This is a genomic window from Paraburkholderia lacunae (assembly GCF_003353175.1).
Taxonomy (GTDB): Bacteria; Pseudomonadota; Gammaproteobacteria; order Burkholderiales; family Burkholderiaceae; genus Paraburkholderia; species Paraburkholderia lacunae.
Map to the genome: position 1 here is coordinate 292,108 of NZ_QHKS01000004.1, position 12,184 is coordinate 304,291.

Consider the following 12,184-nt stretch of genomic DNA (forward strand, 5'->3'; position numbering starts at 1 on the left):
GAGTTGGCGCTTCAGCGCGCTACTCCCATCCCATGCAAAGCATTAGACCTCCGTATTAGCGCAGGCTGATGGTCGTGTTGACGCCGTCGTTGACGGTGTCGTCGTCGAACCAGCGGGCGGTGACGGTCTTCGTCTGCGTATAGAACTGCACGACCTGCTTGCCATACGGCCCAAGGTCGCCGAGCTTCGAGCCGCGCGAGCCGGTAAAGCTGAAGAACGGCACGGGCACAGGAATCGGAATGTTGATGCCCACCTGGCCGATGTCGATCTCGCTCTGGAATTTGCGCGCCGCCGCGCCGCTCTGCGTGAACAGGCCGACGCCGTTGCCGAACGGATTGCGGTTGACGAGTTCGATCGCATCGTCGAGCGTGGCGGCGTTCAGAATCAGCAGCACCGGCCCGAAGATTTCGGTGCGGTAGATTTCCATCTCGCGGGTAACGCCGCTGAAAATCGTCGGGCCGATGAAGTTGCCTTGCTCGTAGCCCGGCACCTTCACGCCGCGGCCGTCGAGCGCGAGCGTGGCCCCCTCCTTCACGCCGGCGTCGATCAGGCCGAGAATGCGTTGCTTCGCCGCGCGTGAAACCACCGGGCCGATGTCCGTATTCGGTTCGTTGCCGGCGTTCACCTTCAGCGTCTTCGCCTTCGCGACCAGATCGGGCAACCATTGCTGGGCCGCGCCGACCAGCACCACCACCGAAGTCGCCATGCAGCGCTGCCCCGCCGCGCCGAAGCCCGCCCCGGCCAGCGCGTTCAAGGTCTGCTCGCGGTTCGCATCGGGCAAAACGACGGCATGATTCTTCGCGCCCATCATCGACTGCACGCGCTTGCCGTGTTCGCTGCCGAGGCGATAGACATGCGTGCCGACCGCCGTCGAACCGACGAACGAAATCGCTTTCACGAGTTCATGCGTGCAGAGCGCGTCGACGACGTCCTTGCCGCCGTGCACGACATTCAGCACGCCCTTCGGAACGCCGGCTTCGAGCGCCAGTTCGACCAGCTGCATCGTCGACAACGGATCCTGTTCGGACGGTTTCAGCACGAAGGTATTGCCGCACACGATCGCCATCGGGAACATCCACAGCGGAATCATCGCCGGGAAATTGAACGGCGTGATGCCGGCGCACACGCCGATCGGTTGGCGCAGCGTGTAGGTATCTACACCACCCGCCACGTTCTCCGCGAATTCCCCTTGCTGCAACGAGCCGATCGAACAGGCATGCTCGACCACTTCGAGACCGCGGAAGATATCGCCTTCGGCATCGGGAATCGTCTTGCCCTGCTCCGCGCTCAAGGTCTTCGCGATGCGTGGCATGTGCTCGCGAATCAGCGCCTGGTACTTCAGCATGATGCGCATGCGCGCACCGATCGGCGTGTCTTTCCAGGTGCTGAACGCAGCGTGCGCGCAGCGGATTGCTTCGTTGACTTCATCCGCGGTGGCGAACGGCACGCGGGCCAGCACCTCTTGCGTGGCCGGATTCACGATGTCGCGCCACTCGCGGGTCGTCGATTCGACGAACTCGCCGTTGATCAGCAGTTTGACGGTCGCGGTCTGATTGCTCTGATTGCCTTGATTCCCTGCGTGGTTCGAAGCAGTTGCGCTCATGTTGAAACTCCTGTGCAGTGGCCGCGGGGCGGCCGGACAGTGACTGAAAATTCGAAATGGAACAATCAACGCAGGTCCGGGAAGTCCTCTTCCCAGTACTCGCCCGGCAGACGCGCGGGCTCGGCCTCGCGTTCCATTTCGCGGCGCCGCAATTCGACGCGGCGGATCTTTCCGGAGATGGTTTTCGGCAGCTCGCTGAATTGCAGGCGGCGAATCCGCTTATACGGTGCGAGTTTTTCGCGCGAAAACGCGAACACGGCGCGCGCCAGTTCCGGACCGGCCTCGTAGCCTTGCCGCACGGTCACGAACGCCTTGGGCACTGACAAACGCAGCGCATCCGCACTCGGCACCACGGCCGCTTCGCCGATTGCCTCGTGTTCGATCAGCACGCTTTCGAGTTCGAACGGACTCAGCCGGTAATCGGACGATTTGAAGACGTCGTCGGCGCGGCCGACGTAGACGTAGTAGCCGTCGTCGCGGCGCAGCGCGACGTCCGACGTGCGGTACAAACCGTTGCGCATCGCCTGCGCGGTCGCATTGGCGTTATTCGCGTAGCCGGTCATCAGGCCGAGCGGTCGTGCGGTCAAAAGCAGCGCGATCTCGCCTTCGGTCACGGATTGATCGTCGGCATCGATCAGTTCGATCCTGTAGCCCGGCAACGGGCGCCCCATCGAACCCGGCACCACCGGCTGGCCCGGCGAATTGCCGATCTGGCAGGTGGTTTCGGTCTGGCCGAAACCGTCGCGGATCGTGATGCCCCACGCGTGCTTCACCCGCTCGATGACCTCGGGATTCAACGGCTCGCCCGCGCCGACGATCTCGCGCAGCTTCACCGGATAGTCGGCGAGATGCTCCTGCACCAGCATGCGCCAGACGGTCGGCGGCGCGCAGAGCGTGGTGACGTTGAAGCGCACCAGCACGTTGAGCGTATCTTTCGGCACGAAGCGCGGGAAGTTGAACACGAATACGCAGGCCTGCGCATTCCACGGCGCGAAAAAGCAGCTCCACGCGTGCTTGGCCCAGCCCGGTGAGCTGATATTCCAATGGATGTCGTTCGGTTGCAGGCCGATCCAGTACATCGTCGACAGATGACCGACCGGATAGCTCTGGTGCGTATGCTCGACCAGTTTCGGCTTGGACGTCGTGCCCGAGGTGAAGTACAGCAGCAGCGGATCGGTGGCGCGCGTGACGCCTTCGGGCGTGAATTGCGGCGATGCGTCATAGGCGGCGGCCAGGTCGATCCAGCCGTCGCGCGGCGCGCCCACTGAAAGACGGGTGAGCGGCACTTCGAGCGTGTCGAACTTGGCCAACTCCGCGCTATCCACCACGACGAATTTCGCGCCGCCGATCTGCACACGGTCGCGCACATCGTCGGCGGAAAGCTGGGTGGTGGCGGGCAACACGATCGCGCCGAGCTTCATGGCCGCAAGCATCACGTCCCATAGTTCGACGCGGTTCGGCAGCATCAGCAGCAGGCGGTCGCCTCGCCCCACGCCCACACCGCGCAGAAAGTTCGCCATGCGTGCCGAGCGCTCCGACATCTGCGCATAGGACAACCGCAGACCCTCGCTCGCCGGATCGTCGACGATCCAGAGCGCCGGATTGTCGTTGTTTCGCGCGACCACGTCGAAATAGTCGAGCGCCCAGTTGAACTCGTCCAGTACCGGCCACGCGAATTCGCGGTATGCACGGTCGTAGTCGGTTCGATGGCGCAACAACAGGTCACGCGCGTCGAAAAAGCTCTTCGCTGCAGTCATCGTCGTCTCCTTGTCGACCGGAGTTGGCGCTTTAGCGCCTACTCCGGTCCCATGCTGAGGCTGCCTGGAGTTAGTGCTTCAGCACTTACTCCAGGCCCGCAGCTGTCGACCGGAGTTGGCGCTTTAGCACCTACTCTGGTCCCATGCAAAGCTAGGCGCGGCGTGCGCACCGCTATTGCGTTATCTGGCAACCCATTCTGCGCTCAACGGCCCGTGTTTTCCTTCAAACGTGGCGCGCGATCACCATACGCTGGACTTCGCTGGTTCCTTCGTAAATCTGCGTAATGCGAGCGTCGCGGTAATGGCGCTCCACCGCATAATCCTCGAGATAGCCGTAACCGCCGTGAATCTGGATCGCGTTCGAGCAGATCTCCTCGGCCAGCTCCGACGCGAACAGCTTCGCCTGCGACGCCTCCGACAAGCACGGCCTACCTTCCGTGCGCAGCCGCGCCGCGTGATGCACGAGCAGCCGCGCGGCGTTCAAACGCGTTGCCATATCGGCGAGCATGTTGGCGATGGTCTGGTGATCCTTCAGCGCCTTGCCGAACTGGATGCGTTCGTTCGCATAGAGACGCGCGGCGTCGAACGCGGCCCGCGCAATGCCGACCGCCTGGGCGGCGATGCCGATGCGCCCGCCTTCGAGATTCGACAGCGCGATGCGCAAGCCCTCGCCCGGCTCGCCGAGCAGATTGGCTTCGGGCACGGTGCAGTCGTCGAGCGAAATCGGGCAAGTGTCGGACGCACGAATGCCGAGCTTGTGTTCCGGCTTGCCGACCTTGAAGCCCGGTGTATCGGTCGGCACGATAAAGGCCGACAAGCCACGCTTGCCGCGCTCCGGATCGGTGACGGCGAACACGATCGCAATGTCGGCGCGCGCGCCGTTGGTCACGAACTGCTTGCTGCCGTTGAGAATCCACTTGCCGTCGCGCAGCACGGCGCGGGTGCGCAGATTGTTCGCCTCCGAGCCGGCTTGCGGCTCGGTCAGGCAGAACGCGCCGATGCGGCGGCCGGCGGCGAGATCGTGCAGATAGCGGTCTTTCTGCGCATCCGTGCCGAAGTTCAGAATCGGCCCGCATCCGACCGAGTTGTGCACGCTCATCAGCGTCGCGCACGCGGCGCAGCCGGCGGCGATCTCTTCGAGCGCGAGTGCATAGGCCACGTAGTCGGTATAGGAGCCGCCCCATTCGGACGGCACGATCATGCCGAGAAAACCGAGCTCGCCCATTTGCGCAACGACCTCCGCGGGCAGCTTCGCGTCGCGGTCCCACTGCGCGGCGTTCGGTGCGAGGCGCTCGGAGGCGAAGTCGCGCGCGGCGTCGCGGATCATGCGTTGTTCGTCGGAGTAGAAATGGTCCATGGGCTCGATCCTGTCTTTTGCGTCTGCTCGCGCCTCCGGTGTGGCCTCCGGCTCGCGAAAAGGTTGAGGCAAGTGTAGGCAAGCGGCTGGACAGGTTCGATGCTCAGCCCGATCATTCTGGCTGAGCGCATTTGCCATACTGGTACTATGCAAGCCCGATTCGGGACGCCACTTCAACGGCCTGGCGACTCGCCACAGGGAAAACACTGAGCGCAATTGCCAGATATGCCGGATGCGCCAGACACGCCAGACCAGACACGCCGGACACTCATGAGAAACGATAAGGGCACGATTTCCGTCAGCCTGGTCGAGGAGACGCTGGCGCTGGCGCGCGCCCGCGGTCTCGATGCGCTGCCGATCGCCGAAGCCGCCGGCATCGCGCCGCCGATGCTGGCGTCGCCGAAGAGCCGGGTGTCGTCGGCGCAATACGGCGCGCTGTGGGCCGGCATCGCCCGCGCACTCGACGACGAATTCTTCGGCCAGGACTCGCATCCGATGAAAAGCGGCAGCTTCATCGCGATGACGCAGACCGCGCTCACCGCGCGTAACGGCGCGCAGGCGCTCGCGCGCACGGTCGGCTTCATGCGGCTGGTGCTGGACGACCTGGGCGCGCGGATCGAGACGAACGCGCAACGCGTGCGGCTCAGATTCACGGAACGCGAAGGTGCGCCGCCGCCCAGGATGTTCGCCTACGCGACCTACTTCATCGTCGTGTACGGCCTGTTGTGCTGGCTGGTCGGGCGGCGCATTCCGCTGCTCGAAGCGCGCTTTCGCTGCGCGGCGCCGCCCGCCGCGCATGAATACCGCCTGATGTTCTGCGACGACATGACGTTCGATCAGCCCGAATCCTATGTGGACCTGGCGCCGGCGTTTCTCGAACTGCCGGTTATCCAGACGGCGAAGTCGGTGAAGCCGTTCCTGCGCGACGCGCCCGGCAGTTTCATCGTCAAGTATCGCAATCCGGGTTCGGTCGCCGCGCGTGTACGCAAGCTGCTGCGCGCGCTGCCGATGGCCGGCTGGCCCGCCGCCGATCAGATGGCGCAGCGCCTGAACGTCGCCGAGGCCACGATGCGGCGGCGTCTGAAACAGGAGGGCTACACGTATCAATCGATCAAGGACGACTTGCGGCGCGACATCGCAATCGGCGAATTGCAGAGCACCGGCCGCACCATCGCCGACATCGCCGCCGCGGTCGGTTTTGCCGAACCGAGCGCGTTTCATCGCGCGTTTCGCAAGTGGACCGGCATGCGGCCGGCCGATTACCGGCCGGCGCGCACGGACTTCACGCGCCGCGCGGAATCGGACTAAGCTGTAAGAAGCAGGCCAGCCTTTTAGGGGTTCCGGCCCGCGCCGGTCGATACCCGTCGACGCGGCGTGACGGCCGTCAGCGATGAGCACGTATCAGCGTCTCCCGTTCCGGCAGTCCGGTCCACATCGTCCGCTTATCCGCGGCGCGATCGTGGGCCGGTTGGTGCGCGGCATCACCGCGTTCGGCGTACTGTTGGCGTTTGCAGCCGCGCTCCCCGTCGCCCACCCGCCGCTTCAGGCCGCCGCAGCGCCCAATGAAATCGTCGTGATTCCGGTGAACGGCGCGATCGGTCCGGCCAGCGCCGATTTCATCGTGCGCGGCCTGCAGCGGGCAGCCGACGAACACGCCCAGCTTGCCGTGCTGCAACTCGACACGCCAGGCGGGCTGGATACGTCGATGCGGCAGATCATCAAGGCCATTCTCGGCTCGCCGGTGCCGGTCGCGACCTTCATCAGCCCGAGCGGCGCGCGGGCGGCGAGCGCCGGCACCTACATCGTGTACGCCAGCCACATCGCGGCCATGGCGCCGGGCACCAATCTCGGCGCGGCGACGCCCGTGCAGTTGGGCATCGGCGGTGCGGAGCCGCCAGCCGGAGCACCGGGGACACCCGGCATGCCCGGCACACCCCGAACTGCGCCCGCGACGCCGGCCTCGACCAGTGCGGCAAGCTCGGCCGCGCCAGCCAGCGCCGCAAGCGGCGCGTTGCCGCTCGACACGCAATCGACCGAACTGCGCAAACAGGTCCACGACGCCGCCGCCTACATCCGCGGCCTCGCGCAAATGCGCGGGCGCAATACGGACTGGGCCGAACGCGCGGTGCGCGAAGCCGTCAGCCTGTCGGCGAGCGATGCGCTCGCGCTGCACGTCGTCGATCTGATTGCGCGCGACGTGCCCGACCTGCTGCACCAGGTCGACGGCCGCACGATCAACACGATCCGCGGCAACGTCAAACTCAGCACCACCGGCGCGCCGGTCGTCACGCTCGAAGCCGACTGGCGCAGCCACTTCCTCGCGGTCATCACCGACCCGAACGTCGCGCTGATTCTGCTGATGCTGGGCATGTACGGCCTGTTCTTCGAATTCGCCAACCCGGGCTTCGTGCTGCCCGGCGTGGTCGGCGCGATCAGTCTGCTGATCGGGCTCTTCGCGATGCAAATGCTGCCGATCAACTACGTCGGCTTGAGCCTGATCTTTCTCGGCATCGCGTTCCTGATCGCCGAAGCGTTTTTGCCGACCTTCGGCTCGCTGGGCTTCGGCGGCGTGGTGGCGTTCGTGATCGGCGCGATGATGCTGATCGATACCGATGTGCCCGGCTACGGCATTCCGCTGCCGATGATCGCCGCCGTCGTGGTGTTCAGCGTCGCCTTCGTGTTCGCGGTGTCGAGCGTCGCGTTGCGCGCGCGACGCCGGCCCGTGGTGACCGGCTCGGAAGCGATGGTCGGCAGTCTCGGCATTGTGCTCGACGGCGGCCTGCTGCCGGACGGCGGCACGGTGGCCGGCTGGGCGCGTGTGCACGGCGAACGCTGGCGGGTGTCCAGCGCGGCACCGCTCGCGGCGGGTCGGGCGGTGCGCGTCACCGCGCGGCACGGACTGACGCTGACCGTGGAGCCCGCGGAAGCAATACAACAAGGAGAACGCTCATGATCGGTTTCACATTCGGCTTCAGCAGCATTCTGATTCTGCTGGCGATCATCCTGATCGCTTCGGCGATACGGATTTTCAGGGAATACGAACGCGGCGTCGTCTTCATGCTCGGGCGCTTCTGGAAGGTCAAGGGGCCCGGGCTCGTGCTGATCATCCCGATCGTGCAACAGGTGGTGCGGATGGATCTGCGCACCGTCGTGTTCGATGTGCCGCCGCAAGACGTGATCACGCGCGACAACGTCTCGGTGAAGGTCAACGCGGTGGTGTATTTCCGCGTCGTCGATCCGGAGAAAGCGGTGATCCAGGTGGCGCGCTACTTCGAAGCGACCAGCCAGTTGTCGCAGACCACGCTGCGCGCGGTGCTCGGCAAGCACGAACTCGACGAACTGCTGGCCGAGCGCGAGCAGCTGAACGCCGACATCCAGAAAGTGCTCGACGCCCAGACCGACGCATGGGGCATCAAGGTGTCGATCGTCGAGATCAAGCACGTGGACATCAACGAAACCATGATTCGCGCGATTGCGCGCCAGGCCGAGGCCGAGCGCGAACGGCGCGCCAAGGTGATTCACGCGGAAGGCGAATTGCAGGCCTCGCAGCATTTGCTGGAAGCGGCGCAGACCCTCTCGAAGCAGCCGCAGGCGATGCAGTTGCGCTATCTGCAAACCCTCACGACGATTGCCGCCGACAAGAACTCGACCATCGTGTTTCCGCTGCCGGTCGATCTGCTGACTGCGGTGCTGGATCGCCTCGGCAAGCCGTCGCAGTCGTGAGCCGCGGGTCGCTTTGGGTCGCTTTGGATCGCTGGATGAAATAGTCCATTGCCTTGCATCGCCTTACTCGAAAGGCAGGTGAAAACTAGAATACGGGGGTCTTGGATAACCGCTCCACAGGAGCCAGTCATGAAAACCGTTTCTCGAGTTGGACTCGGCGCGCTGCTCGCCGCCGTTTTTATGAGCGCTGCGGTCGCGCAGACCTCGGCGCGGCCTTACGATCCGTCGGCGCCGAAAACACGTGCCGAAGTGAAAGCCGATCTGGCCGCATGGCGCGCCGCCGGCTACGATCCGCTCGACTGGATCAACTACCCGGACAACGCGCAACGCGCGGGCCGCATCGTCGCCGCGCGGCGGGCGCAGGGAGCAGGTGGGAGCATGACGCAGTAAATGAGGCTTGACCGCGGCATACCGGGCCGCCCGCGATTGCAATGACCGCGGGCGACATCGGCCTTGCGTGCCACGCGGATGAGTTTTCGTTTTGCGGCTTTCGTTGCCGTTCCGTTGCCGCTTTCCTTGCCGTTCCACTTCCGCTTTCCTTGCTGCTTGCCTGCCGTTCGATTGCCGCTTTCCCTGCCGTTCCGTTGCCGCTTTCTTGGCCGCCTCCCTGCCGTTTTCCCTTGTTTTCTCTCCCGCCTTCCCCGCCGCCTCTCCACTTGAATCCGTTTCTGCCCTAACGCCGCGCAACCGCTCCATCCGGCTTCATCTTTTGCCGCTCGTTTGAAAGCCGGCCGCGTCGCGCCGGAACATCGTAAATTTACTTGCCGCTCCGCCCGACGCGCTGGCAAGGTATCATCTCGCCCCTTTCACCCCGCAGCCGGAATCCGAACGATGCCAATCTGGGTAGACGCCGACGCCTGTCCGGTCGTGATCAAGGAGATGCTGTTTCGCGCGGCGCGTCGCACGGGCATGACACTCACGCTGGTCGCCAACTCCTTTTTGCGTGTGCCGCCGTCGCCGCTGATCCGCGCGATCCAGGTGCCGGCCGGTTTCGACGCCGCCGACGATCTGATCGCCGAGCGCGTCGCCGCCGGCGACCTCGTGATCACCGCCGATATTCCGCTGGCCGCCGCCGTGCTGGCCAAACACGCCCAGGCGCTCGACCCGCGCGGCAACTGGTTCACACCGGGCACGATCGAAGAACGGCTGCGCATGCGCTCGATGCTCGACCAGTTGCGAAGCAGCGGCGTCGATACCGGCGGCCCGCCTGCGTTCAGCCCGCGTGACAGCAAATGCTTCGCGGGCGAGCTGGATCGCTGGCTGGCGAGGCAAAAGCCGCAGACCGATGCGCCGCCCCCGCCCACCCGCGATTGATCCGCTATACATCGCACGCCCCAACAACAATCACTTTTGAAACGACGAGAGACGCGCCTCATGGACTCGATAAATCGCTACTTCGGGCTCGACGCCGCCGGCACCAACGTCCGCACTGAAGTGCTGGCCGGGCTGACCACCTTCCTGACGATGGCCTACATCATCTTCGTCAACCCGGCGATTCTCGGCGACGCCGGCATGCCGAAAGAAGCGGTGTTCGTCGCGACCTGCATCGTGGCCGCGCTGGCCTCGCTGATCATGGGCCTCTACGCGAACTATCCGATCGCGCTCGCGCCCGGCATGGGCCTGAACGCGTACTTTGCGTACACGGTGGTCAAAGGCATGGGCTTCCCCTGGCAAGCCGCGCTCGGCGCGGTGTTCATCTCCGGGTGCCTGTTCCTGATCGTCACGCTGATTCGCGTGCGCGAAGTGATCGTCAACGGGATTCCGCATTCGATCCGCATCGCGATCACGGGCGGCATCGGGCTCTTCCTGGCGATCATTTCGCTGAAGACGGCCGGCGTGGTGGTCGGCAATCCGGCCACACTCGTCACGCTCGGCGACCTGCACAACCCGCATGTGATTCTCGCCATCGTCGGCTTCTTCGCGATCGTCACGCTCGACTATCTGCGGGTGCGCGGCGCGATCCTGATCGGCATCGTCGGGGTGACGGTGCTGAGCTTTTTCTTCGGCGGCAATCAGTTTCACGGCGTCGTCTCCGTGCCGCCGTCGATCGCGCCGACGCTGTTCCAGCTCGACATTCGCGGCGCGCTCTCCACCGGCGTGCTGAACGTGATCCTCGTGTTCTTCCTCGTCGAGCTGTTCGACGCAACCGGTACGCTGATGGGCGTGGCCAACCGTGCCGGCCTGCTGGTCGAAGGCAAGATGCACCGGCTCAATCGCGCGCTGCTCGCCGACAGCACGGCGATTCTCGCCGGCTCGATGCTCGGCACCTCATCGACCACGGCATACATCGAAAGCGCGTCGGGCGTGCAGGCAGGCGGGCGCACCGGCGTGACGGCGATCACAGTCGCCGTGCTGTTTCTCGCGGCGCTGTTTTTCGCGCCGCTGGCGGGCGTGGTGCCCGGCTATGCGACGGCGCCGGCGCTGCTGTACGTGTCGTGCCTGATGCTGCGCGAAATGCTCGACCTGCCGTGGGACGACGCCACCGAAGTCGTGCCGGCCGCGCTCACCGCGCTGCTGATGCCGTTCACCTACTCGATCGCCAATGGCGTCGCGTTCGGCTTTATCTCCTACGCCGGGCTGAAACTGCTGACGGGGCAGGCGCGCAAGGTCAAGCTGGTGGTGTGGATCATCGCGGCGATCTTCCTGTTTCGCTATTTCTACCTCGGCAGCGAGTGAACGCGAGGGCTCGCGGCGCGGCACGAAGGCTCGCGACGCGGTGCGCAGGCTCGCGGCGCGGTGCAGAGGCTCGCAGCGCGATGCGCATTCCCGCGACGCGGCACGGAGGCTCGCAGCGCAGCGCGCAGGCTCGCAGCGTGGATCCGATTGCGCCGCCCTTGCCAAGAACAGCGCATGAGTGACTCGGCAACGCGTTTTATTGGGTGATCGGCGTGCATGCGCTTGCGGCGCTTGCGCATCACATGGCGTCCAAGTATCGGACGCTGCGGCGGATGGTTTGATGGTTTCTTCGCGCGTGTGCGTGACCACGCGAGGGTACGCGCGCAGCCGTGCGTGAACGGCCGCTGCAGCCTGGTTTTGCTGGCGCCGCGCCCTGGGTTTGCGTGAGTTGCCCTGGTTCGGTTAGCGCGGCTTTCTTCTCTGCTTTTCAGCCAGTCGGCGCGTCTTCCTTCAGTTGCGCCAGTTTGCTTCGTAAAAACGCACGTAGCCGCTGCGCAGGATCAGGCATTGCGCTCTCGTCTCCGACAGCAGACGCCGCGTGGCCGCCTCGATGCGGGCCCGGTGCGCGTCGAATGCGCCGATCATGTCCTCGATGCGCGGCGATGCGGCGCCGAAATGGTCCTCAAGTGCCTCGGCGGTGATCATGCACTCCACCCTCTCTCCATCGACCATCGCCGGGAACGCCAAGGTAAGTTCACGCCCTGAATATTCAGGGGATTCGTTCGGGAATAGGATCTGCATGGGAGGTCACCTAAATGGTTAGTGCCGCACATTCATGGTTGGGTGCTGCGCACGCTAGTCAGACGGAGTCGCGCTTTTTGCCTTGCTTTCCCTCCTTTTCGGATGCCGATGGCGCGGGCCTGTCACCCCCAAGCGTCAATGGCGCAGTTCGCGCCTCGCGGAGGTGATTGGATTCACTTTAGACGAGTTGTAGCGTGGTGCAAGTTTTTCCTTTTTTTGTCTGATTTTCCGGCTTTATAGGGCGGTTTTTGCTGCGCGTAACCCGGCTGTTTCTGGCCTTTCCTCGATTTGCGATTCGCCTATGAGCGTGCTGCCCCGTTATTTTTC

Annotated in this window: 10 protein-coding genes; 6 read left to right on the top strand and 4 right to left on the bottom strand. The window is 64.7% G+C overall.

Annotated features, from left to right (window positions below; genetic code table 11):
- Positions 1 to 55: 55 nt before the first annotated feature.
- From DLM46_RS08000 to DLM46_RS08010, 3 genes are all read right to left on the bottom strand, one after another.
- Positions 56 to 1,603: a CoA-acylating methylmalonate-semialdehyde dehydrogenase gene (locus DLM46_RS08000; RefSeq protein ID WP_115100219.1), complete on the bottom strand. Its 1,548-nt coding sequence runs from the start codon at positions 1,601 to 1,603 to the stop codon at positions 56 to 58.
- Between the two features lie 65 nt (positions 1,604 to 1,668).
- Positions 1,669 to 3,360 (bottom strand): AMP-binding protein, encoded by a 1,692-nt coding sequence (locus tag DLM46_RS08005; protein ID WP_115100220.1) that lies wholly within the window; start codon positions 3,358 to 3,360, stop codon positions 1,669 to 1,671.
- A 223-nt stretch (positions 3,361 to 3,583) separates the two neighbouring features.
- Positions 3,584 to 4,717: an acyl-CoA dehydrogenase gene (locus tag DLM46_RS08010; protein WP_115100221.1), complete on the bottom strand. Its 1,134-nt coding sequence runs from the start codon at positions 4,715 to 4,717 to the stop codon at positions 3,584 to 3,586.
- A 270-nt stretch (positions 4,718 to 4,987) separates the two neighbouring features.
- Here DLM46_RS08010 and DLM46_RS08015 point away from each other — a divergent pair, with 270 nt between their 5' ends.
- The 6 genes from DLM46_RS08015 (at position 4,988) to DLM46_RS08040 (ending at position 11,116) form a co-directional block, all read left to right on the top strand.
- On the top strand, positions 4,988 to 6,025 hold the full coding sequence (locus DLM46_RS08015) for an AraC family transcriptional regulator (RefSeq protein ID WP_115100323.1): 1,038 nt from the start codon (positions 4,988 to 4,990) through the stop codon (positions 6,023 to 6,025).
- Between the two features lie 82 nt (positions 6,026 to 6,107).
- Positions 6,108 to 7,670 carry an NfeD family protein gene (locus DLM46_RS08020; protein ID WP_115100222.1) on the top strand — a complete coding sequence of 521 codons (1,563 nt, stop codon included), beginning with the start codon at positions 6,108 to 6,110 and terminating at the stop codon, positions 7,668 to 7,670.
- A complete protein-coding gene (locus DLM46_RS08025; protein ID WP_115100223.1) occupies positions 7,667 to 8,440 on the top strand; it encodes a slipin family protein in 774 nt (257 codons plus the stop codon). Before DLM46_RS08020 ends, DLM46_RS08025 begins: the two co-directional genes overlap by 4 nt.
- 129 nt (positions 8,441 to 8,569) lie before the next feature.
- On the top strand, positions 8,570 to 8,830 hold the full coding sequence (locus DLM46_RS08030; protein ID WP_115100224.1) for a DUF4148 domain-containing protein: 261 nt from the start codon (positions 8,570 to 8,572) through the stop codon (positions 8,828 to 8,830).
- Between the two features lie 441 nt (positions 8,831 to 9,271).
- Entirely contained in the window at positions 9,272 to 9,754 is a 483-nt protein-coding gene (locus DLM46_RS08035) for a YaiI/YqxD family protein (protein ID WP_115100225.1), read from the top strand.
- 60 nt (positions 9,755 to 9,814) lie between these two features.
- Positions 9,815 to 11,116, top strand: coding sequence for an NCS2 family permease (locus DLM46_RS08040; protein ID WP_115100226.1), 1,302 nt, complete (start codon positions 9,815 to 9,817; stop codon positions 11,114 to 11,116).
- 450 nt (positions 11,117 to 11,566) lie between these two features.
- Here DLM46_RS08040 and DLM46_RS08050 read toward each other — a convergent pair whose 3' ends face one another.
- The gene (locus DLM46_RS08050; RefSeq protein WP_115100227.1) at positions 11,567 to 11,857 is read right to left on the bottom strand and encodes a DUF1488 family protein; all 291 of its coding nucleotides are present in this window, start codon (positions 11,855 to 11,857) and stop codon (positions 11,567 to 11,569) included.
- Positions 11,858 to 12,184 lie beyond the last annotated feature (327 nt).

What these genes read in the sequence shown, in the direction of transcription:
- DLM46_RS08000 (WP_115100219.1), bottom strand. Translation starts at nt 1,603, where the DNA reads ATGAGCGCAACTGCTTCGAACCACGCAGGGAATCAAGGCAATCAGAGC.
- DLM46_RS08005 (WP_115100220.1), bottom strand. Translation starts at nt 3,360, where the DNA reads ATGACTGCAGCGAAGAGCTTTTTCGACGCGCGTGACCTGTTGTTGCGC.
- DLM46_RS08010 (WP_115100221.1), bottom strand. Translation starts at nt 4,717, where the DNA reads ATGGACCATTTCTACTCCGACGAACAACGCATGATCCGCGACGCCGCG.
- DLM46_RS08015 (WP_115100323.1), top strand. Translation starts at nt 4,988, where the DNA reads ATGAGAAACGATAAGGGCACGATTTCCGTCAGCCTGGTCGAGGAGACG.
- DLM46_RS08020 (WP_115100222.1), top strand. Translation starts at nt 6,108, where the DNA reads ATGAGCACGTATCAGCGTCTCCCGTTCCGGCAGTCCGGTCCACATCGT.
- DLM46_RS08025 (WP_115100223.1), top strand. Translation starts at nt 7,667, where the DNA reads ATGATCGGTTTCACATTCGGCTTCAGCAGCATTCTGATTCTGCTGGCG.
- DLM46_RS08030 (WP_115100224.1), top strand. Translation starts at nt 8,570, where the DNA reads ATGAAAACCGTTTCTCGAGTTGGACTCGGCGCGCTGCTCGCCGCCGTT.
- DLM46_RS08035 (WP_115100225.1), top strand. Translation starts at nt 9,272, where the DNA reads ATGCCAATCTGGGTAGACGCCGACGCCTGTCCGGTCGTGATCAAGGAG.
- DLM46_RS08040 (WP_115100226.1), top strand. Translation starts at nt 9,815, where the DNA reads ATGGACTCGATAAATCGCTACTTCGGGCTCGACGCCGCCGGCACCAAC.
- DLM46_RS08050 (WP_115100227.1), bottom strand. Translation starts at nt 11,857, where the DNA reads ATGCAGATCCTATTCCCGAACGAATCCCCTGAATATTCAGGGCGTGAA.